24 protein-coding genes are annotated in these 22985 nt (G+C 63.0%); 5 read left to right on the forward strand and 19 right to left on the reverse strand.

The window, feature by feature from the left end; genetic code table 11:
- Window positions 1–65: 65 nt before the first annotated feature.
- From RE4_RS29270 to RE4_RS29350, 17 genes are all read right to left on the reverse strand, one after another.
- A complete protein-coding gene (locus RE4_RS29270; protein WP_019750037.1) occupies window positions 66–317 on the reverse strand; it encodes a hypothetical protein in 252 nt (83 codons plus the stop codon).
- Window positions 318–620, reverse strand: a complete 303-nt coding sequence (locus tag RE4_RS29275; protein WP_019750038.1) for a hypothetical protein — start codon at window positions 618–620, stop codon at window positions 318–320.
- Window positions 617–2347 carry a putative type IV secretion/conjugal transfer ATPase gene (locus RE4_RS29280; RefSeq protein ID WP_019750039.1) on the reverse strand — a complete coding sequence of 577 codons (1731 nt, stop codon included), beginning with the start codon at window positions 2345–2347 and terminating at the stop codon, window positions 617–619. The genes RE4_RS29275 and RE4_RS29280 overlap by 4 nt, the downstream gene beginning before the upstream one ends.
- A 31-nt stretch (window positions 2348–2378) precedes the next feature.
- The gene (locus RE4_RS29285; protein ID WP_019750040.1) at window positions 2379–3869 is read right to left on the reverse strand and encodes an SCO6880 family protein; all 1491 of its coding nucleotides are present in this window, start codon (window positions 3867–3869) and stop codon (window positions 2379–2381) included.
- A 55-nt stretch (window positions 3870–3924) separates the two neighbouring features.
- On the reverse strand, window positions 3925–5472 hold the full coding sequence (locus RE4_RS29290) for a hypothetical protein (protein ID WP_019750041.1): 1548 nt from the start codon (window positions 5470–5472) through the stop codon (window positions 3925–3927).
- A complete protein-coding gene (locus tag RE4_RS29295; RefSeq protein ID WP_019750042.1) occupies window positions 5466–6320 on the reverse strand; it encodes a DUF8175 domain-containg protein in 855 nt (284 codons plus the stop codon). The genes RE4_RS29290 and RE4_RS29295 overlap by 7 nt, the downstream gene beginning before the upstream one ends.
- A gap of 28 nt (window positions 6321–6348) precedes the next feature.
- Entirely contained in the window at window positions 6349–7002 is a 654-nt protein-coding gene (locus tag RE4_RS29300; protein ID WP_019750043.1) for a DUF8175 domain-containg protein, read from the reverse strand.
- 45 nt (window positions 7003–7047) lie between these two features.
- Window positions 7048–7314, reverse strand: a complete 267-nt coding sequence (locus tag RE4_RS29305; protein WP_019750044.1) for a hypothetical protein — start codon at window positions 7312–7314, stop codon at window positions 7048–7050.
- The gene (locus RE4_RS29310) at window positions 7311–7634 is read right to left on the reverse strand and encodes a hypothetical protein (protein WP_019750045.1); all 324 of its coding nucleotides are present in this window, start codon (window positions 7632–7634) and stop codon (window positions 7311–7313) included. Before RE4_RS29310 ends, RE4_RS29305 begins: the two co-directional genes overlap by 4 nt.
- A gap of 18 nt (window positions 7635–7652) precedes the next feature.
- Window positions 7653–8342, reverse strand: coding sequence for a hypothetical protein (locus RE4_RS29315; protein WP_019750046.1), 690 nt, complete (start codon window positions 8340–8342; stop codon window positions 7653–7655).
- Window positions 8339–8926 carry a hypothetical protein gene (locus RE4_RS29320; RefSeq protein WP_238077168.1) on the reverse strand — a complete coding sequence of 196 codons (588 nt, stop codon included), beginning with the start codon at window positions 8924–8926 and terminating at the stop codon, window positions 8339–8341. The genes RE4_RS29315 and RE4_RS29320 overlap by 4 nt, the downstream gene beginning before the upstream one ends.
- Window positions 8923–10620 carry a peptidoglycan DD-metalloendopeptidase family protein gene (locus tag RE4_RS29325; RefSeq protein ID WP_019750048.1) on the reverse strand — a complete coding sequence of 566 codons (1698 nt, stop codon included), beginning with the start codon at window positions 10618–10620 and terminating at the stop codon, window positions 8923–8925. Before RE4_RS29325 ends, RE4_RS29320 begins: the two co-directional genes overlap by 4 nt.
- 93 nt (window positions 10621–10713) lie before the next feature.
- Window positions 10714–12327, reverse strand: a complete 1614-nt coding sequence (locus RE4_RS29330; protein ID WP_019750049.1) for a cutinase family protein — start codon at window positions 12325–12327, stop codon at window positions 10714–10716.
- Window positions 12328–12353: 26 nt separating this feature from the next.
- Complete coding sequence (locus RE4_RS31220) at window positions 12354–13211, reverse strand: hypothetical protein (RefSeq protein WP_019750050.1); 858 nt, start codon at window positions 13209–13211, stop codon at window positions 12354–12356.
- Complete coding sequence (locus tag RE4_RS29340; protein WP_019750051.1) at window positions 13208–14281, reverse strand: DUF8176 domain-containing protein; 1074 nt, start codon at window positions 14279–14281, stop codon at window positions 13208–13210. Before RE4_RS29340 ends, RE4_RS31220 begins: the two co-directional genes overlap by 4 nt.
- 83 nt (window positions 14282–14364) lie before the next feature.
- Window positions 14365–15576 carry a hypothetical protein gene (locus RE4_RS29345; protein WP_019750052.1) on the reverse strand — a complete coding sequence of 404 codons (1212 nt, stop codon included), beginning with the start codon at window positions 15574–15576 and terminating at the stop codon, window positions 14365–14367.
- Between the two features lie 84 nt (window positions 15577–15660).
- The gene (locus RE4_RS29350) at window positions 15661–16101 is read right to left on the reverse strand and encodes a hypothetical protein (RefSeq protein ID WP_019750053.1); all 441 of its coding nucleotides are present in this window, start codon (window positions 16099–16101) and stop codon (window positions 15661–15663) included.
- Window positions 16102–16656: 555 nt separating this feature from the next.
- Here RE4_RS29350 and RE4_RS29355 point away from each other — a divergent pair.
- The 3 genes from RE4_RS29355 (at window position 16657) to RE4_RS29365 (ending at window position 19069) form a co-directional block, all read left to right on the forward strand.
- On the forward strand, window positions 16657–17157 hold the full coding sequence (locus tag RE4_RS29355) for a helix-turn-helix transcriptional regulator (RefSeq protein WP_060939840.1): 501 nt from the start codon (window positions 16657–16659) through the stop codon (window positions 17155–17157).
- 145 nt (window positions 17158–17302) lie between these two features.
- The gene (locus RE4_RS29360; RefSeq protein WP_029538904.1) at window positions 17303–17503 is read left to right on the forward strand and encodes a hypothetical protein; all 201 of its coding nucleotides are present in this window, start codon (window positions 17303–17305) and stop codon (window positions 17501–17503) included.
- A gap of 390 nt (window positions 17504–17893) precedes the next feature.
- On the forward strand, window positions 17894–19069 hold the full coding sequence (locus tag RE4_RS29365) for a hypothetical protein (RefSeq protein ID WP_042449287.1): 1176 nt from the start codon (window positions 17894–17896) through the stop codon (window positions 19067–19069).
- Between the two features lie 4 nt (window positions 19070–19073).
- On the opposite strand, the gene RE4_RS29370 is transcribed toward RE4_RS29365, so the two are convergent.
- Both RE4_RS29370 and RE4_RS29375 read right to left on the reverse strand, forming a co-directional pair.
- The gene (locus tag RE4_RS29370; RefSeq protein ID WP_019750057.1) at window positions 19074–20081 is read right to left on the reverse strand and encodes a GAF domain-containing protein; all 1008 of its coding nucleotides are present in this window, start codon (window positions 20079–20081) and stop codon (window positions 19074–19076) included.
- Between the two features lie 129 nt (window positions 20082–20210).
- Window positions 20211–21023 carry an SDR family NAD(P)-dependent oxidoreductase gene (locus RE4_RS29375; protein WP_029538907.1) on the reverse strand — a complete coding sequence of 271 codons (813 nt, stop codon included), beginning with the start codon at window positions 21021–21023 and terminating at the stop codon, window positions 20211–20213.
- 614 nt (window positions 21024–21637) lie between these two features.
- Between RE4_RS29375 and RE4_RS29380 the strand changes: the two genes are divergently transcribed.
- A complete protein-coding gene (locus RE4_RS29380) occupies window positions 21638–22555 on the forward strand; it encodes a ParA family protein (protein ID WP_019750059.1) in 918 nt (305 codons plus the stop codon).
- Window positions 22556–22620: 65 nt separating this feature from the next.
- Window positions 22621–22920: a ParB family protein gene (locus tag RE4_RS31915; protein WP_223304652.1), complete on the forward strand. Its 300-nt coding sequence runs from the start codon at window positions 22621–22623 to the stop codon at window positions 22918–22920.
- Window positions 22921–22985 lie beyond the last annotated feature (65 nt).

Genomic DNA, 22985 nt, shown 5'->3' on the forward strand with positions numbered 1-22985 from the left:
ACGGCGGCACTGACGGGGGAAGTGAGTATTCGTCGAAACATGGTGTTTACTACCAACTTTCGGATTTACGTGTTGTCCGTCGGTATCTCGACGACGGTGGTCAATGTGACGGCGTAACCGGCACGTGGTCTGCCCGTCAACGATGTTCCCGTTACTTGAGCGGGGATGACGGTGTGTGAATGGCCTTGTACTGCAACGAAACGGTGTTTCGTTTCGAGGTCGGCGACCAGGTCGTGCATCTTCTGTACTGCACTCTGCAACGCGGCCGACGGCTCACCGACTTCGGTGGCGGTGCTGTAAAGGAAGATATGCGTCATTTACAGGCCTCTGTTCGCGGCGATCAGTCCACGGTTCACTTCGCGTAGCGCTTCGAGTTCGACGCGGAGGGAATGTATTTCGGAATCCGGGGCGCACGGTTGCGGTTTCACGGCGTCCGCGCCTTCCCGCTGCCGCCACCATGCCCGCACGGTGGAGGTGTGGATCCCGGTATCGGCGGAGACACGCTCGATAGTCGCCCACAGAGACGGATACTGAGGGCGCAGCTTGTCGACCAAAATTACTGTGGCACTGCGCACCTCTGCTCCGTAGCGGTTGCCGCGGGTGCTGCGTTTGCCGCTCATGCCGCATTGTCCTTCGCTGTCTGTGCCGCGTATCCGGCGTCGGTGGCGTCGACGAACCGACTGTCGGTGTCGTGCCACTGGTATTTCAGTTCTGTGGGGGTCAGGACGGTCTCGAAACGGTGCCCCGGAATGCGTTCGGTGCCCTGTTTGAGCAGGAAAAACCCTCGGCCTGGGGGTGGTCCTGGCTTTTCGAGTTGGGCGTCGTAGCCGGCTGGGGACGACAGCGCGGAGACCCATGCCTTGTCTGCGCGGGTGAACGGAATGATGGAGTCGAGTTTGTCCATCTCGTCCGAGGTCAGGGCTCCCACGATCAACGCTCCGGCGCGTTCGATGAAGCCCTTGGCTTTCATGATGTCGAAGTCCATTTCGAGCGATTCGAGGTCCTTGACGGTGTGGGTGATCATCACCAGCGCCGTTCCGACGGTGCGGGTCAGGCGGGTGAGGGCGTCGACGCGGCTGACCATTCCAGGGCCGGCGAGGACTCGCCAGAATTCGTCGAGCACCGCCAGGAAGAGCAACCGGTCGCGAAGTCCGCAATCGGCGAGGACGTGTGCGGCTTCGATGGCGCCGAATCCGTCCTCCCAGCATGCGGCCATCACCGCAGCTTCGAGCTTGGTGTCACCGTGGCTGAGCGCTGAAATGTCCACGCACACCCCGGTCGGTCGATCTTCGCCGGTGAAGTCGATCGGGGTGGTCGTCTGCTGGGAGAACACCTCACCGAGATCGCCGTCGAGCAGCGCGGACAATGTCTCGAGGAGGGATTCGACCTTGGCGAGGTACTTGTCCTTGTCGCGGGTGTACGCCTTGCGCATCAACTCTTCCGGCGGGTTCTCGATCAACGTGAGCAGATCCGAGATCAGCGGCGGGTTGTCGTATCCGAAACGGGGGTCCTTTTCGAGTAGGCGCAGCGCCGCGGTGATGATGTTGCGTTCGGCCTGTGTCAGCGCTGTTCCGCGCTCGATTTCGCACAGCGACTGCATCACTCGCTTGCGGCGTTGGTGAACCTGTTTGATCACTTTCTTCTGCAAGTCGGGGAAGTCCGCGAGCAGCGGAATCACCGACCCGAGAGCTCCGATCGCGAGCGGGTTGAGGTACCCCTCGCCGTGTCCTAGGCGCACGATCTTGCCGCGATCGCCGCAGATGATTTCGATTTCCTTGGTGAAGTCGGGTTTGGTGTCGGCGAACACGAACGGGATGTGACCTTGGGCGATGCCGCCGCTGACGAGTTTGCGGCCCACCGTGGACTTGCCGTTACTGGGCAGGGCGAGCATGAACACGCTGGGGGTGTTCTGTCGGCGTGAACGGTAGGTGGCGGTGATCGGGTCGTAGTGGAACGAGATGCCGTCGGGATCTTTCCCGAGCGGGGTTCCGACCATTGGATAGGTGCTGCCTACCACCCACGGGGAGAGCCCACATGCCTGCACACTGGTGCCGCGGAACTCCGGCGGCTTGGGTACGACGCCCATCTTGCCGCCGCCGTGGCCGGCGAAACCACGGTCGGTGAGTTTGGGGGCGCGGCGCCATTTCGGTTCGGTTCGGGAAGGGTCGCGTGCGAGTTCGGCGGCTTTCGCTGCTGCCTTCTCGTCTGCGATGCGTTGTTTTTCCTCTGCCTGGCGGCGTTTGCGTGCCGCTGCCATCGGATCGCGTAGGGAAGCATTCTGCTTCTTGCGTCCGGGTTCGTACGTGCCGGTCAGGTCTGCGATCCGGCGGCGCAACATCAAACTCATCGTTTTCTCCTGTCGGTGGTGGTCGGCCGGTTCAGGCCTGCAAGGTTTTCGCCGTCGTTGCGTGGTCTTGGAGATAGACCCCGACTCCGACGCCCGAGAGAAATGCCGCTGCCTGGTATCGCCATGCGGGCCGTACCTTCGTTGAGCACCCGGCGACCAGGGATTCGATCGTGTCGGCCTGAATGTCGAGCTGGGCTTCGGTACTTGCCGACGCGGTGACGATCAGCGAGACCGCTGTCGCGCCGGCACCGTTGCCGACCTCGACGCGAGTACGGTCTGCTGCCTTGACCTTGAGGTCTGCGCGGACCGACCCGATACCGCGTTGGGCATTGCGTTCACCGACTGCGTAGACGTAGCCGCTCTCGACTGCGTTCACGGCGTCGGCCGGGGACATCGGCCGGTGAATCAGTGTCACGCGCTTGCGCGGGACGTCGCCGTGACCTTCGAGAAGTGCTTTGAGGATCCGTTCGTTGCGGGCACCGGACGGGGGTGCGTTCATCACCCAGGTCCGCGAGGCCGCGCCTTCGTGGAAGTAGGTGTTTTTGGTTTCCTCGGCCGTCATCGGGCCGGCATCGAGCCAGTCGACGTACATCTCTCCGCTGCGCAGTGACGATTCCACCTCGGCTTCGACAACCGGGCGGGGATCGTATGCGCGGCGCACGACTGCGGAGATTTCGTGATCGGACATCGGGACAGCGGTCACGCGGAATGTGCCGAGGTTCGCGCAGATCGACGGAAGACGTTCTGCTAGATCGGCAATCATCGCCATCGGATCCTTGCGTTTGGCTTCCGTGTTCGCGGTGAAGGTGAGCGCCATGTGGGTGTGCAACTGGATTCCGTGACGTACGCCGGTGCCCGATTCGCGGACCACCGCTTGTGCGAGTTCAGAGGTGCCGGGTTTGCACAGTCGCGTGATTTCCGCGTCTTGCCGCGCGCCTGTCTCTGGGAGGGTTTCGATGATGGTGGCGATCGCTTCGATGTCCGGCGTCTGTCCGCTGAGGTTGATGAACTCGCCCCAGTTGGCGACGTCGAGGTCGACCTGACCCTGTTCGACACCCTTGTATCCGGGCACAGAGCAACGCAGCCTGATCGTGTACTGATGCAGTTTCGGTAGATGACTCATTCCGAATCGTCGGCCCAGTTTGTCGATTCCCCACCACATTTCGATCGGAGCGCCGATTCCCGGGACTCGGGTTCGGCCTCCGGGCGCGTTCGAGAGAGAACCAGCGCGCAGGATGTGCTGGCCGCGCCGACGCTGCTTGCTCCACCCGGTGAGTTCAGTGGCGAATTCGTACCCTGACTTGCCGCCGATGCGTGCAGCGAGCGGCGCCCAGGTCAGCACCACTACGCCGAGGATCACCGCTCCGGAGATGAAGAACCCGGCGAGCAGTGCAACGATGCCGGCCACGATGCCCGACGCGAAGACGTAGAACATTTTCTTCGACACACCGAACAGGTACGTCGAAGGGGCTTCGTGAAGACCGCCGTAGGTGTTGGGGCGGGCCGGTGCTTCGGTGCTCATAGCTGCTCCTTGAGGATGGAATCAATGAGGTCGAACGGTGCGGTGCGGTGTGCGCTCATCCGGACCGCCCACCTTGCGGCTCGTCCGGGACGTCCGCTCCCCCACTTGCTCCGGAGGCGCTGTCGCCGATCGTCGATGCGACGGCGCCCATAGCGCTGCCGATCCGGTCGGAGACTTCCTGCCCGACGGCGACGGCCGCGCCGACCGGACCAGCGGCCGCGGCCGCGCCGGAAGCTGCACCGCCGGATGCTGCTCCGGACGCGCCGCCGGATGCTGCTCCGGACGAACCGCTCGCGGTCGCTGCTCCGGACGGACCGCTCGATGCGGCTTCTGTGCCACCGCCCGAGGGCGCCGGTGAGCTCGATCCCGATGAGGGCGTGCTGGAGCCGGTCGGTTCGGTACTCGGGCCGCCTTGAACGCTCGACGACGAGGAGGACCCGGAATCCTGTTCAGCCGAGGAGGACATCGACTGGATCATCGAAGCGCCCATACTCGCGCCGGTCGCGGCGAGCATGCCGCCCAGCACCGCGCCGCCGTTGCCGCCGGCCATCGAACCCATCGCCGGAACGATCAGTCTCGCCAACGCCGGCATCGTCAGGCACGAGAGTGTCAGCAGGATCATTCCGGCGAAGACACCTTGTGCGTCGGTAGCACCGGCGGCCGAGAGGAAAGCGATCCCGTACACGCTGGAAGCGACGAACGGGAACAGTGCGAACACCACCGCCCAATTCCGTAGCTTGGTCCAGGCCTGCATTCCGGCGCTGCCGATTCCTGATGCGGCGGCCGCGATCGGTGCCCATCCGAGGACGAGGCGCAGCATCGCGATCTGCATCATGATGAACACCGCTTGCACGGCGGTTCCGACGATGCCCAAGATTGCGAAGACGAAAATCAAGCCCGGACCTAGGAGAGGGCCGACTTCGGCGACGGCGAGGAGTTTGTTCGCTGCTTCGTCGATGTTCTCTCCGACCATCGCTTGAACCAGCCACACACCGGCTGCTCGGGAGAGTTCGTCGCCGGCGAGGATGAGCGGAACCAGAGTCCAGGACGCGAACACTGTGCGGGTCAACATCATTGCCGTTTCTTCGGCATGTTGCTGTGCCAGACGCGATTTGGCCCAGGCGAGTTTGAGTGCGGAGATCCCGACCGAGATCATGAACGCCGCTATCTGGAATATTCGCAAGAATTGGTGCACTTGCCAGACTGTGTTCTCGGTGTCACTGTTTCCGACCGCGCCGGTGACCGAGTTGGTCATCCACCACGTCAGCATGAAAGTGATGCCCTTTTTCCAACCGTCGAGGAACACTTCGGCGGCCTTGCCGACGCCCGATTTCCACATCCCGTCGGCGAACTCGCCGGCCGCGTCCTGTGGATTGGCAACAGCAGTGCCCAAGTCGCAGAACCGCTCGAGGAACCCACCGACGACCGGTACGGAGTCACCGACGTCGCGGCAACCGGCATACATGTCGTCGTCAGCCGGCGGTTGTCCGGTTTCCGAAGTGCCCGGATCATCTGCCGGGGGCTGGGCATGCCCGAGCGCGACCGGCCCGAAGACCAGCACGGCCAGGAGCAGAGCCGCGATCGCAGACAGACGCTTCACCATTGGGTCCACCCCGTCAGCGAAGTGATCGTCTGCGGCGGAAGCTGGGTGGAAGGGCGACGGATCTTCCAATCACCGTCCTGCCAGACGACCTCGAAGCGAGTGGTGAACCAGGAGCCCGGAGTCTTGTCGCGGGCCGCGACCTCCACGACTGCGAACGAGTTGTCAGCGCTCCAACCGGAAATCTTGAATGCCGCCGGGATGTACTGAGGGGGCAGCTGGCTCCAGTCGATCCACTTCTTCGGCGCCCACGACGCCTTGTTCCCCCGTGTCGAGGGTTCGATCTGGTTGTCGAAGACCGCATCGAGTGATTCCTGGTCGATGACCGTCCGCATGCTGATCTGCCAGGCAGCGAGCGCAGCGCCCTGAGGGGTGCGAGCGAAACCCGTGGCCAATGGGCCATCTACTCGAGTGGGACCGTCGGAGGTCGAGAACGGCAGGATGAACGGACCGACTTGCTGCCACATCAACCCCTCCGGAGCGGGGACCGGGTCACCTTCCTTGAACGAGGGGCGATCTGCCGACGACTGCGGCAACGCCTGACCACGCGGGTTGACGGGGTTGGCGATCACGCGGCCGAACAGATCCGCCGACGGAACGCCGAATGCAGTGCCGCTGTCGGGTTTTGCTGGTGCCGTCGCGGGCGGCTGGGTGGCAGTGGGGGCGCCGCTGCCGGCGGAATCGTCGTCGCGGGTGACGGCGATGACCACGGCGACGGCCACGACCACCGCGAGAAGTGCGCAGAACACGGCAGCGGCGATCCCGGTCGTGCGGCTGGTCGCCAACCACTCGCCGGTGCGGCGAAGGCGCGATCCTTCTGTGGTCTCGCGGGGTTCGGTGCGGTTACTCACGGGTGGCTCCTGAAAAGTCGGGGGAAGATCAGTCGGCGTAGGAGAAGGCGGTGTATCCGTCGAGCGAGGTCAACGGCACTGGATCGGTGGGCGCAGCTTCGGAGGTCTCGGGCTGCGGATCAGGGAGAGTGATCTTCCAATCGCCGTTTTGCCAGATCAGCGAGGTCGGCGACGCAGACAGCGCAGCGTCCGGCATCCGTGTGGCCAGCCACACCACGGCTTGGTCTGGGCTGTAGTCCTCGATGCGGAATCCGGCGAACTGGGCTGTCTGAGCAGGATCGGCTTCGGTGGTGATGGAGGTCATCACCCGCGCCACGGCGTACGCGTCGCGGCCCCGGCCAGGGGCGGTCAGCAGTTGTGCGGTCTGCGCCCAGGTCTCGTCCGGTGCGAGTGCGAGACGGCTCTGGCCCTGAATGGCGGCCATCACCACCCCTTGGGGTGTTCGGCTGTATCCGAACGGGATCTTCGCCGAAACGCTCGTCGGTCCGTCGACAGCGGAGACAGGGACAGCGACACCGCGGTAGCTCTCCCACGTCACCTGCTGCGGCGCTGCACTGGTGTCGACCGCCGCGCCGGTGCCGGTTCCGGGGTCCTCCTCCGACGATCCGCACGCGGTGGCCACCGACAGCGCGAGAGCTGCGGCCGCGAGGGCGCCGACGAGGCGGTAACGGTGAATTGCCATGATTTCCTTCTTTTTTCGCAAAGTGAGTAGTGGAATCGAGACGGGCTAGATGAGGAGCCATCCCGCCCACGTGATTGCGGAGGCGGTGACGATGGCGCCGATGGCGATCGAGATCAACCGCCGGATTCCGGGGCCGGTGACTTCGCCGTCGTCGAAGCGGTGCGCGACTTCGACACCGGCGCGCATCGCGGCGACGATCAGACCGGCTGCGACGAACCACAGGAACACCCCGAGCATCTGCCCGAGCGGGACCAGGACGTCTTCGCCGGGCATCTTGATGCCGCCGCCTGCGGCCAGTATCGAAGTACTCACTCCATGAACCAGGTGACGTACGAGGCGGCGGAGGACGTGATGATCGCGCCGACGGCGACACCGACCACCATCATCTTTTCGCCGCGTCCGGCGGTGCCGTCGGCGAACGACTGGGCGAACTTGACGCCGGCCATCATTCCCAGTCCGATCAGGAAAGCTGTTGCCGCCCACAGGCCGACGCCGAGCAGGATCTGAAACTTGTCGCCTGACGGCGGAGTGGTCATCTGAACGTCGATCACGTCCCCGCCCTGTCCAGGCGAGGGGAAGGGCGCGGGCTGCTGAGCGAGGATGTAGGTGTTGATGGTGTGGAGTGCGTTCATGAGAAGGTGCCTTTCGAGTTATGTTGCGGAAGAACTGATTTCCTTCACCCGAGCTGCTGCTGCGACTCGGATCTGGTCGTGGAGAGCGATCACCGGGGCGACGGGGTATCTCGTCGGGTCACGCGCCGCTTTCTTGTCGGTCGGCAACGTCGAGGACGGAGACCACTCGGGAAGCTCACGAGGAGGCATGACCCGCCAAGGTTCGAGCCACGGCACGTCCCAGCAGTGACCGGCCAGCGAGCGCGCCAGCGACTCGACGACGGCCAGACGGTTCCGGACCGGCTTGGACAGTGGGCGATCACTGTCGGCGACGGACACGACGCCGAGGATGTGTGTTCCTTCCGGCGTGCCACCGGCGGCGTGTTGCAGAAGCAGTGAATGAGCACGCTCTACGCCGTGCATCGTCGTGCGAAAAACGAGCACCACCAGCGGCGAGTCCGCGCCCGGTAGGTCACCGATGTATCCGGGCCAGCCGCGCTGGCAGTCCCCCGCGTATGCGAGGGAACGCGTCAGCGAGGAGACTCCGGCCCCTCCGGTAGCTCCGAGAAACCAGACAAGCGGCCGGGCCGGGGTCAGAGCCTCACGTTCGATCGGGCCTTCCCAGATCGGAGCGGATTCATCGGTCCCGGGCATCACAGCCCCCGCGATGCGTGGACCGCTCGGCATCGGAGCACCGCGACGCGGGACATCGGCATATGCGCTGGTCATCGGACCATCACCGCGCTCACGCGCCACACACCGAGCTTGGTGGCGGTCATGTACGCCGCGAACGGAACCCGATCAATTTCCCGGCCGCCGGCATCGACGGCGGTCACCGTCACTGCCACGACGCGTGAGACCTTTGCGGGCTTGTCCTCGGGGTGATTGTCGGCGGTCACCGTCGCCGTGGCCGTGGCCACCGCGCTGCGCTCGCGCCAGGACTCCCATTGGCGACCGGTGATCGGTGCCAAAGCAATGAAGGACGACGCGTTGTCGGTGTAGTACCGCTCGTCGAGCAACGGTGCTGCCCGGTTCGCGGCGTCGATCTGGTTGGTGTCCGCCCCGGGGGTGTACGAGAACAGAGCTTGCGCGGCCGCGACCATCACGGCTTCCGGATCGCTTTGATCGACCGAGGAAAACGGTTCCGGCAGAGTTGGATCGGCGGGAACAGTCAATGATTGGGTGGGACCGCCCTCATCCATCGGGTGGTCGTGGTCATTGCTGCGGCCGCATCCGACAAGTGCGAGAACAGCGAAGGTCATGGCTGCGAATGCGGTCAACCTCATCGGTCTGCGGTCAGTCCGGTTTGTCATCGTGCCTCCTGCGGTTGCGGTTGTGATGCGCCGAAGCGGCGGACGTGCATTTGTTCTCCCGACATCCCTGACAACGGAGCGATGGTGACGGTCTGGCCTTCGGTCGGAGCGTGAAGCAACATTTCTTCGCCGTTCTCGAGGCCGTAGTAGATGCCGACGTGGTGCGTGTTCGAGGCGGGGCCGAAGAAGATCAGGTCGCCGGGTTGTTTCTGGTCGATGGGGACTTCTGCGCCGCGTGAGTCGTAGAGCTGTCCGGGATCTGCGGTCGATCCGGTGAAGTGCGGCAGGCTGATTCGTCCGCCGGATGCCTGGTAGATCGCGTACAGCGTCAGACCTGAGCAGTCGAATCCGCCGCTGGTGGGGCCGTTCGTGTCGCCACCGCCCCAGACGTACGGGGTACCGATCCAGCGCGAGGCAGCCAGGATGATGGCTCGTCCGAACTCGCTGGCCGGACCCTCGCCGCCGCCGCTACCGGGTGCGGGCTGCTGATCGTTGCAGGCAGCGCTGCCGCCGTCGGCGACGGCGATGGCTCCACCAGCTGCGATGGATGCGAGGTCGGCTTCGGACATGTTCGCCCCGGCGCCCTTGAACTTGGCCGCCAACGTGGTGGCGATCGGCTCGTCGTCGGCGTACGCGTCCGGGTACAGCGATCCCTGAACGTTCTGTGCTGCGACGGTGATCGGTAGCGATTCCCACCCGCTCTGCTTGGCCAACGCTTCGTAGAATTTGCGTGATGCAGTGGCAGAGTTCATCAGTTCTTCGAGCGTTCCCCACCACGGGTACTGCTGCTGAAACTGATTGACGGAGCCGTGATCTCGTCCGACAGCATCGTGTGGGAAGTCCAGGGATCGGCCCACGTCCTTCTGATCGGCTTCGAGGCGAGGATCGGTGCCGTCATTGGCGTACATGCGAAAGCCGGATTCCTGGCTTGCGGTTGCGAGCGCGACGACGACGCCGCGATCTGGAATGCCCATGACTTCACCGACCGCGACGATCTGCTTCGCGATCGCCAACTGTCGGCCGTCCAAACCTCCGAACCCGGAACCTTCATCACCCGCATCGCCCGAGCCCGGGGAAGTCGGTGCCGGCGCAGCGGGAGCCTCGCCGGGCTCGGCGGCCTTGTCGATCCACGGCTGCGGATCCACCGCGGTACCGGCGCCGTCGGGTAGACGACCCCCGTCCCACACCTCGAAATGAAGGTGCGGCCCAGTCGAGCCGCCGGCATTGCCGATCGCCCCGATCTGCTGACCTGCACGGACCTGCTCTCCGGCGCGGACCATCACACCGTCGTCGAACATGTGCCCGTAAACCGAGCTGTATACGTGGCCCTCGATTTCGTGATCGACGATGATCCAGTTCCCGAAGCCGTCAGCGGGACCGGCTTCACGAACGCGGCCGTCGGTGAACGCGTAGATCGGGGTACCGACAGGACCCGCACGGTCGAGTCCCTTGTGTTCGGTGCCCCATCGCGGACCGAACGGAGAGGTGTCCGTTGTTTCGGACGACTTGGTGGGCTTGACCAGCGAACCAGCAGCGGCAACCTGCCCGCCCCCGTTTTCGACGGGAGCGCACTCTTCGTCCTCGGAAACGAGAACGACCACCACGGCCATGATCATCAGAAGGAACGCGACGGCTGCGGCACCGACAACGACGATGGCACCGCCGACGCCTCCCCTGCTGCTGTCATCTGACACGAGATGGTCCCTTCGGTTGGAGTGGGACGTCAGTGCGTCCCGGGGTTTGCTGGGCGGCGGCGCAGCAGAGGAGTTCCGTGCGCCGCCGACCGATCACTGCGCGGGCGGTGCGGCGGCAGGCGCCTGGGTGGGAGTCGGGATCTGGGCAGGCGCGAACGCGCCGCCCGGCCCGACGATTTCAGGAGAAACCGCCGAGGTCGTGGCGAACACCGAGCTGGTCAGCGGCGTCGACGACGAGGGGGCCGCAGAGGACGTCCCGCTCGGACGAGTCGTCGGCGAGGCTGTTTTCGTGGTGCTCGCCCCGGCCGACGTGGATCCGGACGAGAGTTCTTTCGCGAGGGTGGAGAACCACTCGACGGTGAACTTCGCCGGGGTCTGCCCCTGTCCTCCCACGGGAATCGAGTCGTAGGTGCCGTGGTTGCGGGCCGTGTCCCAGTACTTGACCTGCGTTGCCATCTTCAGCAGGTCCTTGTTGTCGGAAATGCCGCGCTGGACTTCGTTGTAGATGTACTTCTGGATCTGGGTGCCGGTGGACGGTGGGAACAAACTCATTGCCGCGTCCCCGACTTTCGCTGCCAAGATGCCCAGTGCAGCAGGGGGATTGGCCATGCCGACGGTGGCGAGGGTGCCGATCGTGTCCAGTGTGAGGACTTTCTTCGCGACCGCGATGCCCGCTTGCAATCCCATGACACCGGTTTTGATGACTGCCCGGATGACATCGGCGTCCGCGTCCGGAGTGGCGGAGCGCGGATCGGAATTCGTGGACAGGCGCCCGAGGATGGTCTTTCCGGACGACTGCACGGTGAACCGGCCGTTGGAGAAGTTGATGTCGTCGTTGACGACGTCGGCGGCGGTACGAATTGTCGCCCCACCCAATGCGCCCGCGAGGTCGACCAGAGTTTTCTGCGGATCCTGCTGCTCGAGGTGCAGCTGCCCAGCGATATTGGTGACCGTGCGGGCCAGCGTCGCATCTTGTGGTGTCGCGCATGCGAGGTCGCCGTCGGTGCAGAACGAAGCGACACGGCCGGCAACAGAGCCGTACCCGGACGAGGCGGCGTAGTTCGGGGCTATGCCGCCGCCGTCAGCAGGGGTCGGGGTGGTCACCGTCAGATCCGACAAGGCAGAGGTGGCAACGCCCTTGGGCGGTGTCGGTGAACTCTGCCCGGACGAGCCGCCGGGGAAGGTACTGGCACCTTGCGGGCGATTCGGGGACGAGAACAATGCACCGGCGGCGAGCTTGTCCGCTGTGATCGGGCCTTTGCCGCTGCCGATATTGCGGATGACGGTGTCCGCTATCTGCGCGCCTTGCGAATATCCGGTCACCGCGATCATCGACGAGGGGCACCGATCGGCGTAATCGGAGATCGCTTGGCTGGTCTTGTCGACCCCCTCGGTCATCGACTGCTCGTACGTCGCTCCCCGCCAACCGAAGTCGGCGGCGTACGGGACGAGCATCCGTGAGACCTCACCGGCAGCGGACTGGAGCAAGGGCACCATCACCGACATGCCGAGGAAGCCGCTGTCGATGGTGGGGTCGGCATCCGGAGCGGACTGGTTGGTCCCCTGAACACCGAAGACTCCCAGAGCGGTGCAGGGCATCGGTGCGGAGTCGCCTGAGGTGGGTGCGGCGTTCGCCAGACTGGTTCCTGCCAGTGCGAGGACGACCGTGGCCGTCACCGCTGTGGTGATCCCTCTCGCATATCTCATGCGGATTTCCCTTCGGATGTGTTTGTTCACTGCGTCGGCGCGGCTGCACCGAGGTTTCGTACGTCGGCGGCGAGAGCGGTGAAGTCCTGCTCGACACCGCTGCCCATCGCCGAGGTCACGATCGGTCCTCCTGCGGCCAACGACCGGTCGTGACCGATCAGGCGCACCGCTCCGATCCGGCCCGCCATATGGGCACTGAGGTGATCGGCCACCGGCGTCGAACCGGGACGGATCTCGACGACGGCCACGACGACCGATGCCAACGTGTGTGCGCCGAGGGTGCTCTCGATCCATTCCAGGACGGAGGGAAGACGGTTCACGGAGTCGCCGCGACTGGACACCACCAGGACGATCACGACCGACGCATCGGCCAGGAGCGGAGCGAGATGCTGTGCACGCAAAGGGTTTCCGGCGTCGTAGATCGGAAAATGACCGGACGCGGTCAGGAGTGAGTGAACGGACGCGAGCGCCGCAGCGTCGCCGCTCAGCTCCCCAAGCGTGCGGCGACCCCACAGCACCCCGTGCTCGGAGACCCATTGGCCGGGGTTCAGCTCGCGCCCGCAGCCACGCTCGGACAGGTCACCGCCGGCGGGGGTCGTATCCACGGCGGCAGCAGTGACGAGTTCGGTGTGCAATGCACTCGCCAGGCCGACCGCTGTCGTGGTGGCTCCGACTCCACCGGCAACCCCGGCGATCAGCACAGCAGAAGGCGGTGCCAGCGGAATCAGTGCATCTTCTGGCTCGGGCACCTCATCGACCGGGGCTTCTGCCTCGGACCCGGGCACGAGCGGCGGTGCGGTGTCGTCGACCGGTGCCGACGGCTTCTCGTCGGATTCGTTGTCTTCTGTCGGCTCGCCCTCGAGCCAGTCCCCCGCCCACGTCACGGCGTGCCTACGCTCTCGTTGATGGCCGCGATCAGCGTCTTTCCGTCACGCACGGTCGTGCTGATGGTTTGCGCGTATCGCACGATCGCGCCGTCCGCGGCTTTTTGGACCATCTCGACGGCGAAGACACCCGGCTGACCGGACGGGCGGATCAGAACGCAATGCTCGGTGCCGACCGGGACGCCGTCGTCGATGCCGGCTTGCAGGGTCGCCAGTTGGGTGGCCGCAGCTTCCGGAGTGGCGAAGCCTCGCGCTTTGTCCGCATTGCGATCGACGTAGAAGGCGTGCTGAAATCCGAGGATCGCATCAGGGCCAGATCCGGTACCGCCAGGGCCATTCCCGCTGATGACATCACCCTTGACGCTGCTCGGGCACCAGGACGAGGCGGCCTGCGCCCCGGCGACAGACGTCCCCGCCGCTGGCGGGGCCGTAGTGGTTCCAGGTACTTCGAGGGAGGCTGGAGCGTCCGGTTCGTCGGAACCGGAGGCCAGCGCGATTGCGGTACCGCCGACGAGGACAGCCAGCACGGCAGCAGCGGCTCCCCCGACAGCGGCTTTCGTGCGGCGGCTCCGGCCACGCGCCCGGTCGGATCCAGGGAGAGGTTCGGGGATACCGATCCGCTCCCCCTCATCCGGGGTGGTCGGTGTCGGTTCCGGATCGGTGGCCGGCAGCTCCCATTCCGATGCCCAATCCGGTTGTGTATTCAGGTCACTGACAGCGAGGGTGACGACCGGGAGCGTGCGGACAACACCGACGGACCCGGCGATCGGATCGGTCGCCGGTCCGGTCTCGTCCTCATCTGCGAGTTCGAATGTGGGAGTGAGGTGTTGGGCGGGTCGGCTCACCGCAGCGACAGCGGTCTCGTCTGCCGAGGGAGCGTTGCCGGTGGAAACCGGTTCGCTCTCAACAGTTTCGGCATGGTCGAGTAGGGTGTCGGGTTCTGATTCCTCATCGGGGTTTTCGGACTCGGGCTCGGAATGTACGTCGGTGTCTGGGGTTTGCTCTCCCGTGTCCACTTCGTCGGCGAACTCGGTCGGGTCCAACGGTGGAAACCAGTTCTGACCTGACATGTCGATATTTCCTCTCGTGCAAAGAAAAAGAACTTCGACTAACACCGCCGGGGCCGAAGCCCCGACCCCGGCGGCGGTAGTGATTACGCGGGGGTCGCTCCAGCGGCAGCAGCGCCGAGGGCTTGGCCGATCAGATCGGCGGTAGGTCCGAAGGCGTAATTCGCTTCGACGGCCGCGTTGTCGAGTGCGGCGATGACCTGATCGCCACCGGGCTGAGCGAGGACGGTTTCACGTGCAGTAGTGAGCTGCGCGTTGACGTTCTCGGTGATCTGCGGAACGGACGCCACAGCGTCGGTGACGACCTGCGCGACCGGCGGGGCCTGCGCCGCCAGCGCGTCACTGGTCTGCGAGGTGATCGCAGGTGCGTCCGACTCAGGAAGGTTCGGCACGTCGATGTGGCGAGGCTCGGCATCGGTGTCACCGGCCCCGATTGCTCCCGCCGTCAGACCGCCCACCACAGCGCCGCCCACGGCACTGGGAATCCCGAGAAGCAATCCACCTGCACCGGCACCGATAGCCGTGCCGACGACGCCTGTCGTCGCTTCCGGCAGTGGCGGCGGGAGCGGAACCAGGCCGCCCATACCGGCCCCGATCAAACCGCCCACTGTGCCGCCGCCCAATGCGCCCACTGTGAACCCTGCGGTTCCGGCAGCCAAGGCACCTGCTGCGGCTCCGCCGAAGGTTGCAGCCGAGACACGTTGCGAACGATCCACGTCGACGCCGACGCTGGACCAGAATGTCGCGAACTGTGAAACACCGACAGATGCAGTGTTATTGGTGCGTTCGAGATATTCGTCGGACATCCAATTGGGCTTCGGCCCGACGTAATCACCCAGCTGCAACATCTGGGGCGGTGCTTCGATCGGAGCGATGATCTCGACTTCGGTCGGGAGATGGAGTGTCCCCACGTCGATCGGGTCGCCGTAATACGTCGGCGCTACATAGTTCCCGCTGCTATCGCCTGCATTGTTCGGGGACGACTGCTGCGTCGACGGCGAAGGCTTCCACTGAATGTTGTCGTACTCAGCCGGAGGCGGAGTCCAGTACGAACGATCGGACGTCGGCGCAGGAACCTCAGGGGCAGTAGTAATGCCCGGCTGCTCCGACGGAGGCGGAGGCGTCGTAATGCCCGGCTGCGACGGAGCGGTAATGCCCGGCTGGGTCGGCGCTGCGATCGCAACTCCGGCATTGACGAAGGCGGCTCCGACCATCGCCGCCAACGTCACGGTTGCGACCGCACCCGTCGACGGTGACCGATGGCGCCCACCGGACCGTGGTTTCTTGAACTGCTTCATGACATCCCTTCAATCGTGTTGTTTTGCAAACACTTAGGTGGATTCGTGGATGAGCCGGCCGCGAGAGTTGTGATCTCGGGGCCATTAATCCCGGTAGGACGTACCGGGAAGCTGATGCGCGGCAGAGATCACGCCGTCGGCCGCGAAGCGTGTGAAGAATCTGGACGCGGTCGGGAGTTGGGTGTGTCCGAGTGGGCACCGGTGGAAGAAGCCGGGAATCGGAACGCTCACACAAACGCTGCCCGGACTGCGCCCCATGCAGTGGACGACGTTGGCGAATAGAGGAACGCAGCGTGCACGAAAAGGCGCACCCACCCGGTCCTCGGGCGGGAGGAGCGGGGTGGGTGCTTCACGGACCGTGTTGCCGAGCACCACGAAGGGCGAGACACGACGGACCGGGATCCGGGTGGCATGGCCGCATGCAGGGTTCACAGTGCGCCCGAGTTCGTGGTCAGCGAATCCGAGTTTGAGAGTGTCCTGTTCTACCCAGCTGGAATAGGTATTTTGCGCAGAGTTGTTCCCCACGACTGCCTCCGGCTAGTTGCGTTTTCAACTTCACCGCATAGGCTCGAAGGCCTGCGGTCTGGTCGCCTTGGTGCGTGCAGCACCGCAGACATGAAAAAACCCCAGGTGCGTGAGGGGACGCCAATCACCAACGCACCTGGGGCTTTCGAGACAGCACGACGCTCGGCAGAAGCCGAAGTCCTTGTGTTCGTGCTTGAAGTAGAACGGTCACTGAGAGTGACCTGGGATGTTGCATCGCGCACTGCGAGAAACCAGTTCATCCAAATCGCCTGCCCGTACTCAGAAGGCACACGCAGATAGACGTGTGCAAATTCTTCTGCGCTACAAGCGATACCGACGTCGACAAGTACCGAGGAATCCCAGGCTGGGCACGCCGTTGCAGGGTAGACCGCGTGGTTTGTGGTCGGCAACTCATTCAATCGCCTCACGGCCCCCCTTTTCCGCCTATAGGTCCCTTGACCTCGACTCTTTCTTGGTAACCTTTTATGCCAAACCAATATAACACCCTATTATTCTAAACACTAGTGCGAGTTGGCGGGGTAAAGGAGCGACACAATGACTCACGGGGATGGTTCTCGAGAGCTTGAAGTAGGCGTGTCGCGGAGTGCTGTTCGAGGCTTTAGTGCTGCCAGGTTGCGGCGCTATCGACTGGCGCGCAAGGCGAATATTGCAGACCTGGCTGACGCCGCTGGTGTCTCCGAGCAGACCGTCTCTGCATGGGAAACGGGTCGTGCGGCACCAACACCCGAGCTGCTAGCCAAGGTTGCGGCCGAATTGCGGCTTACCGTTGCAGACCTTGTGCCGATTCCGAATGACCAGCTTGGCCTCAGTGATCTGCGCGCCCAAGCCGGCATGACTCAAGGGCGAGCTGCCGAAGCTCTCGGAATTTCGGCGACGCTTCTCGGACGAATCGAAAAAGGGCGCAAAGAGTACGACGAGGCTAGGGCTGCGCAGCTTGCGGAGCTGTATAAGGTCACGCCCGAGCTGGTCGCTGAGGTCTGGCAGCGCGATCGTGACAGCCGTCAAGCGCGTGCGACACGCTTCCGCGATTCTTAAAAAATCTCCCCATAATTCCACCCAAACATCGAAGTTCGGTTCTTCTTCGGCGTGTCACCGTGACGATTGTGTGATCTTGGCACAGGATGAACGGGAACCTGGCACTGCATCGCTAGGAGCAAGGTCGGGCCGAAGGGAGAAGAGCATGCCCACACCAAGCAAGGGTGATCGAACCCGGGTTGTGAGTCGCGTTCCAGATCCGGTGTACGCAGAGCTGGAAAAGCGGCGGAAGGCGGCCGGAGTCAGCTCCGTCAGCCAGTACGTCGCAGATCTGCTGGCGGCCACCACTGGCCATCAGAATCTTGTCGTCGAACTCGACCAGGAGGTTTTGCAGCTCACCGCGTAACGAACGTCGCGTAGACGGCAAACCCGGGCGGGGGATGCCGTGACAACCACACATCGTTAGCTGTAGCGCACCGACTGCAACAAAAAACCCCCGAACCGGGCGGGGTCGAGGGTTTTTCGAAGTTGGTGAGATTCGAGTTAGACGCTCGTTTCTCAGCGGTACTGCTATATCCCCGAAGGGACTGTCTTGGCGGACAGGTCTCAGGCTACATCGTGGCCTGATGAAGTTTCAATGATTCCTGCGCGTGTCGCTGTTCACGAACACGCACCTACATCCGTACTGCGCCCGTACTGCGGTAGCAGCCCCATGCGGCGTCGGTACGGCACAGCTCGTACGCCTCGCGCTGTATCTGGCCATGTGCACGGGCACCAATGCCATTCCCTGACCCCGATGTTCGTCAACGCGCTCGGTGGCCCAGAGGCAGCTTGCCGAAGGTACTGCCAGGTCACGCTCGAATTGGAGCCCGGCGCATACAGCGGTATCGCGTCATGGCGTGGAGCCCAGCACTGGGTCGAGATCGTCGTCCGCTGCGCCTATACCGCGGAGTACAACCGCATCCGCCCCGAGCTCGTCAAGACGTCGAAGACAGGCAGTGTCGCCGGCGGAGGGATCAGTCTTAAATCGTTGTTGGCGGTCGCGAAAGTCATGGCCGGTGCTGCTGATTTCGATTCCGGCCGCAGCTCGCGTCTATCCATTGCCACACTCGTCGAGCGAACAGGGCTCGGAGAGCGGACCGTTCAGCGAGCCCGTCAAGCGCTCAAACTACTTCGGGTAGCCACGGAGGTATTGCGTGGCCGACTACGCCGCAAAGGCGAACGTATGGCGTCGTGGAGATTTGATGACAAGTCGCGTGGCTGGGCATCGGTGTGGGCGTTGCACCCGCGTAAGCCTGTGGATAAAACCCGCATGTCAGTCGCAGGATCTATACAGATGGCACCCCACCCCCGTAGGGGTCAGTTTTCTATCCCTACCTCTCGTAGAGAGGTACTTAATACAAAACGATCTGTGGATAAACGAGCCGCTTCGCGGCGCAAGGAATCCAGGTCCGAGGTCGAGAAGGCTGACGGCATCCGGAAAGGCCTGTTGCTCGCATCCAAGTGGCTCGGTAATCCGAGAACGCCTACGTGGGCACGTCAACATACCCCCCGAGGTTGGGCGCCTGCACTGGCCGAATCAGCGGCGCACGGCTGGACCGCTGACGATCTCAACTCCACCATCGACGCGTGGGCCGAGGCACGGAAGATGACACCGGACCCAAAGCATCCGATTGCGTTTATCCGGTGGCTCATGAAGGAGCAGGATCTGGCCTTCTCACCGCATGTTCTCGCTCAAATTGCCGCTGAGCAGGCAAAAGCTGGACGTGAACGACAGTCCTCGCAGTTCGAGGCCGAACGTGCGCGTTACGCATTGGCCGCGACTGAGGACTCCCCCGGCCGCCGGGCAGCGATGGCAGCTGTTCCGGATGCTGCGGAAGTCCGCCGCCGCAGACAGATTGCTGAGCGGAGGACTGCCGCTGACGCGCGCGCAGAACTGTGCGCGCGTCAGCGCGGCATCGACAACTGGTGAAAAGCTACGAATCCGCAGCAGCGCGGACCATGACCAGGCCGGCGGTGGTGTGCTGGTCGAGCATCATCAATGTCGCTCGCACATCACAGGCTTTCCACTTCCCGTCGAGCTGTCTGAACCGGACGGTGCCTTGCGTTTTGCCCCGCGCCAAACCCGCAGACATCTCTAGCGCCACAGGCAAGTCCTCGGGATGCATACCAGGTTTAACCTGGTCATCCACTGATTCCCACGCCAAGTCTGGCATCGGATCGCCTACCCATCGAATGAGTTGCAGCGTCTTGAGATTGACGATCGCTCGGTACTCCCCCTCCTCCGTCGCAGCCTCGAGGACCCGGTATTCAAGAACCACAGGGGGCGGAGCCGCCGCAACGTCGATCGCGGGGCCGATGTCTTGCGTTATTCCTCGCAAAATGACCTCTGACCTGCTGGTCGCAGGATCGATTTCTTCAAGCATTCGGCACGAAAAGTGGGCGGCACGCAGCTCGTCGTCATCTCGCCTCACTGTCCACACCGCTTGGTGAATGGTTCCGGGAGCCGAGTGGATGATCTTCGACAAAGCCTCGCCCTCATCGCGATTGGTCACGAGACGGGTGAAGGCGCCGGCCATTGCTTTCTCGGTATGTCGCTCATCCTCCGGAACGCCGTACAAGTCGAGCAGATCGTTGCTTCCGCTGGCTTTGCTCGCCGTCAGGTTGAACAACCAAGCTCCGGCCGGGTCCCTGTCGGGAACGACTTCGTCTGGTCCGCCAGTCCATAGGTACATGCCATGCAGACGTCCTGAGAACGTCACCAAAGGCTCCACAACGACACGCCGGCGGCCATCAGCAGTTACCCTGTCTACGCGGTCAGGCGACGCCATGACCTCGGCAATCACGCTGTAAACCTCGTCGAGGGAATCTTTGCTTTTGAAGAATTTGTCCAACGGTGTGAACTTTCGAGGAGTGCTCCCCAGACCGATGATCGACGGTGTAGCGCCACCGATCGACTCAATCAACAACCACTTTGTTGCCACTGCGTAGTTCCTCTCCCCGCGGATGCGAACAGAGGAACACTACCCGACAAAACAGACTTAATGTTACTGTCCGTTACAGGTATTTAGTCCTTCAGTGGACGGCGCTGACCTGGGCATCCGCCAAAAGTACTAGCCGGACTTCAGTGCTGGAATGATCCGTTGGTAGCCCGAACTGGCAGTCCTAGTTAGTAGGTCGACGATGCGGGCATCTTTACCGATCAGCACTCGAGGTCGGCGCCGTTCCACACCGCGCAAAATCGTTTTGGCAGCGGCCGCTGGATCCGTTCTCGCGATGGAACCCTCGAAGGATTCGACGACTTCCGAATGGTCGAGAGTTGTCGCCACACGCGCTGTACGTGCAATTGAAGTCTTGATTCCTCCGGGAAACACACAAATCACAGCTATCTGCCGGTGATGAAGAAGCATCTCCTGGCGGAGCGACTCGGTGAAGCCGCGGACCGCGAACTTCGCGGAGTTGTAGGCCGAGTAACCAGGCGCGGCCATGAGACCGAAGGCCGATGAGATGTTGACGATGGACCCACGATCCGACGCAATAATGTACGGCAAGAAGGCTTTCGACCCATTAACTACGCCCCAGAAGTCGACATTCATCACGTGCTCGATGTCTGCGTAGTCGGAATCCTCCACGGTTCCGGAATACAGAACGCCAGCGTTATTGAAGATCGCATCAACATGCCCGAACTGGGCGAGCGTTGCCGCGGCACACTCCCCCATCGCTTCTCGGTCCGTGACATCCGTCGCCGAGATCATCACCGAGTCGGCGCTGATTCCAGTCAGCTCGACCGTTTCCTCTAGGCCACCTTGGTCGACGTCGATTAGTGCGAGCTTTGCGCCTTGGGCGGCCAGTTGGATGCTTAGTTGCCGCCCGATTCCCGCTCCGGCGCCGGTAACGACTACAACGCGTCCTATGAAATACCCCATGCCGTAAGTATTCCTCGTGAGAACGGCGGTTTCGCGGAACGGGCCTAGTTGGGTGGGTGCGCAAAATTGACTCATGCTGACGTTGCTCGATTGAAATGTCGAGTGAGAGGTGCGACCTACGTGCGACCTACGTGCGGGCCGCCAGGTGCGGTCGAACGGGTGACGTAGTCGTCGAGCCGTGGCGTTCTCCGCCTCACGTCCAGGCATTTTGCGCCATTGCGTCGAACTGAAGAAATGCCAGCATTACTGTCAATAGCAGTAGAGAGTTGAGGGCGAGATCCGGGAACCTGTAAGCCCAGTAACACCAGCAATACCAGTAATGCCGTCAATGTCGGTGTGGCAGTCTCGGCTTGTTTCGATTCTCCGCGAACCCCGCCTGCCGTAATGACAGTAATACTGCTATTGGAAACATGCAGGTCATGGTGCGGCCACGGCGAACTGTGCGTAATGCCAGCATTGCTGCCATTACTGGTTTTGAGGCCAGATGTGTTGCTACGACCTGACCGATGGCCGATAGCAGCAATACTGTCATTACTGCTATTGATTGCATTGCTGGCGATGGCGTGGAATGCTGGTAATGCCGTCAAATGTGCCAGCGCTGTCGAGGGAGAGCAATGCAGACCGACTTTCACGAAACACGCAAAAGGGTGATCGCCGTAATCAACGGCAAGGGTGGTGTCCTAAAGACGACCCTGACAGCTAACGTCGGTGGAGAACTGGCAGCGTCGGGGCAGAAAATTCTGCTCGTCGACCTCGATCCTCAGGGGAACCTCGCCGAAGACCTCGGGTACACCAGTGAAACCGGCGATGACCAGGGAAGGTCGCTTGCTAGCGCAATCGCTTTCGGCGGTGACGCAAAACCCATCGAAAATGTTCGCGCTAATCTCGATGTTCTCCCTGGGGGAGTTCACCTCGAACAAGCAACAGCAGCGCTTGCCGCTATGGCATCCAAAGATCCCGATGGCGCAAAACTTGCCCTCGCGAGGGTCCTTGCTCCAATGGCGCCCGCATACGACATGATCCTCATCGACTGCCCCCCGGGCGACGAAACCTTGCAGACAGCAGCGCTAGCCGCCGCAAAATGGGCATTCGTGCCAGTCAAATCCGATGCGTCCAGCCGAAAAGGGATGGCAGCCGTTGCACTACGCATCGACGCTGTCGCTGCAATCAACCCCGACCTCGACCTACTGGGCGTCGTTCTCGTAGCCGTCGGTACATCAGCGAAAACCGTGCTCAAGCAAGCCAGGTCTGCAATTGCAGAGGCGTTCGGCAACGACGACGTCGTTTTCACTGCCACCGTCCGTCACTCAGAAGCGACAGCCCAAGCAACACGCGAGCGAGGCATGCTCGCAGCCGAACTCGACGCAGTCGTCCGAAGCGGCCCGAAATGGTACGACGTCATCAAAGGCAACGCCGAGCCTCAGACTCTCGCACCGAAATCGTCCAAATCCGTTGCAGACGACCTCTTTGCAGTTGCGCAAGAAGTTGTCACCCGCGTTGCAACAGCGGAAAGAGAGGAAGCACGGGTATGAATGACCGGCCCGAACGAAAGCTCACGGCGCTACCTCCGCGGAACGTGACTGGTGACCTGTCTCGAATGCAGAGGTCCAACCGCACGGCCGCACAGGTCCCGCCGCCTCCACAGCCCACGCCGACAGCTGTGGAAAAGCCCAAGCCCAAACGTATTACGGTCTACGTCGATCAAGCCGTATTCAGTCGCGCCCGAGGTGCTTACCGAAACACCAGCCACCTTGAGGACGACAAATCCTGGTCGCAATTCGTAGAGAAAGCACTAGCGGCAGAGGCAGAACGCCGGGAAACCGCGCACAACAGCGGAAACCAGTACGAAGCAGAGACTGGCGCACTTCCCAGCGGGCGCCCCATCTCAGACGACTGACCCACACATCGAAGGAGCCTCGCCGGTTGCACCCGACGAGGCTCCAGACCGGGAAACCCCTGGAA

The organism is Rhodococcus erythropolis NBRC 15567 (genome assembly GCF_001552595.1).
Classification (GTDB): Bacteria; Actinomycetota; Actinomycetes; order Mycobacteriales; family Mycobacteriaceae; genus Rhodococcus_F; species Rhodococcus_F erythropolis.

Excerpts from the sequence above, each read along its gene's own strand:
- RE4_RS29315 (WP_019750046.1), bottom strand. The coding sequence starts at position 8,342 with ATGACCAGCGCATATGCCGATGTCCCGCGTCGCGGTGCTCCGATGCCG.
- RE4_RS29280 (WP_019750039.1), bottom strand. The coding sequence starts at position 2,347 with ATGAGTTTGATGTTGCGCCGCCGGATCGCAGACCTGACCGGCACGTAC.
- RE4_RS29345 (WP_019750052.1), bottom strand. The coding sequence starts at position 15,576 with ATGAAGCAGTTCAAGAAACCACGGTCCGGTGGGCGCCATCGGTCACCG.
- RE4_RS29285 (WP_019750040.1), bottom strand. The coding sequence starts at position 3,869 with ATGAGCACCGAAGCACCGGCCCGCCCCAACACCTACGGCGGTCTTCAC.
- RE4_RS29375 (WP_029538907.1), bottom strand. The coding sequence starts at position 21,023 with ATGGGGTATTTCATAGGACGCGTTGTAGTCGTTACCGGCGCCGGAGCG.
- RE4_RS29365 (WP_042449287.1), top strand. The coding sequence starts at position 17,894 with ATGTTCGTCAACGCGCTCGGTGGCCCAGAGGCAGCTTGCCGAAGGTAC.
- RE4_RS29300 (WP_019750043.1), bottom strand. The coding sequence starts at position 7,002 with ATGGCAATTCACCGTTACCGCCTCGTCGGCGCCCTCGCGGCCGCAGCT.
- RE4_RS29380 (WP_019750059.1), top strand. The coding sequence starts at position 21,638 with ATGCAGACCGACTTTCACGAAACACGCAAAAGGGTGATCGCCGTAATC.
- RE4_RS29270 (WP_019750037.1), bottom strand. The coding sequence starts at position 317 with ATGACGCATATCTTCCTTTACAGCACCGCCACCGAAGTCGGTGAGCCG.
- RE4_RS31915 (WP_223304652.1), top strand. The coding sequence starts at position 22,621 with ATGCAGAGGTCCAACCGCACGGCCGCACAGGTCCCGCCGCCTCCACAG.
- RE4_RS29275 (WP_019750038.1), bottom strand. The coding sequence starts at position 620 with ATGAGCGGCAAACGCAGCACCCGCGGCAACCGCTACGGAGCAGAGGTG.
- RE4_RS29360 (WP_029538904.1), top strand. The coding sequence starts at position 17,303 with ATGCCCACACCAAGCAAGGGTGATCGAACCCGGGTTGTGAGTCGCGTT.
- RE4_RS29330 (WP_019750049.1), bottom strand. The coding sequence starts at position 12,327 with ATGAGATATGCGAGAGGGATCACCACAGCGGTGACGGCCACGGTCGTC.
- RE4_RS29320 (WP_238077168.1), bottom strand. The coding sequence starts at position 8,926 with ATGACAAACCGGACTGACCGCAGACCGATGAGGTTGACCGCATTCGCA.
- RE4_RS29290 (WP_019750041.1), bottom strand. The coding sequence starts at position 5,472 with ATGGTGAAGCGTCTGTCTGCGATCGCGGCTCTGCTCCTGGCCGTGCTG.
- RE4_RS29355 (WP_060939840.1), top strand. The coding sequence starts at position 16,657 with ATGACTCACGGGGATGGTTCTCGAGAGCTTGAAGTAGGCGTGTCGCGG.
- RE4_RS29310 (WP_019750045.1), bottom strand. The coding sequence starts at position 7,634 with ATGAACGCACTCCACACCATCAACACCTACATCCTCGCTCAGCAGCCC.
- RE4_RS29340 (WP_019750051.1), bottom strand. The coding sequence starts at position 14,281 with ATGTCAGGTCAGAACTGGTTTCCACCGTTGGACCCGACCGAGTTCGCC.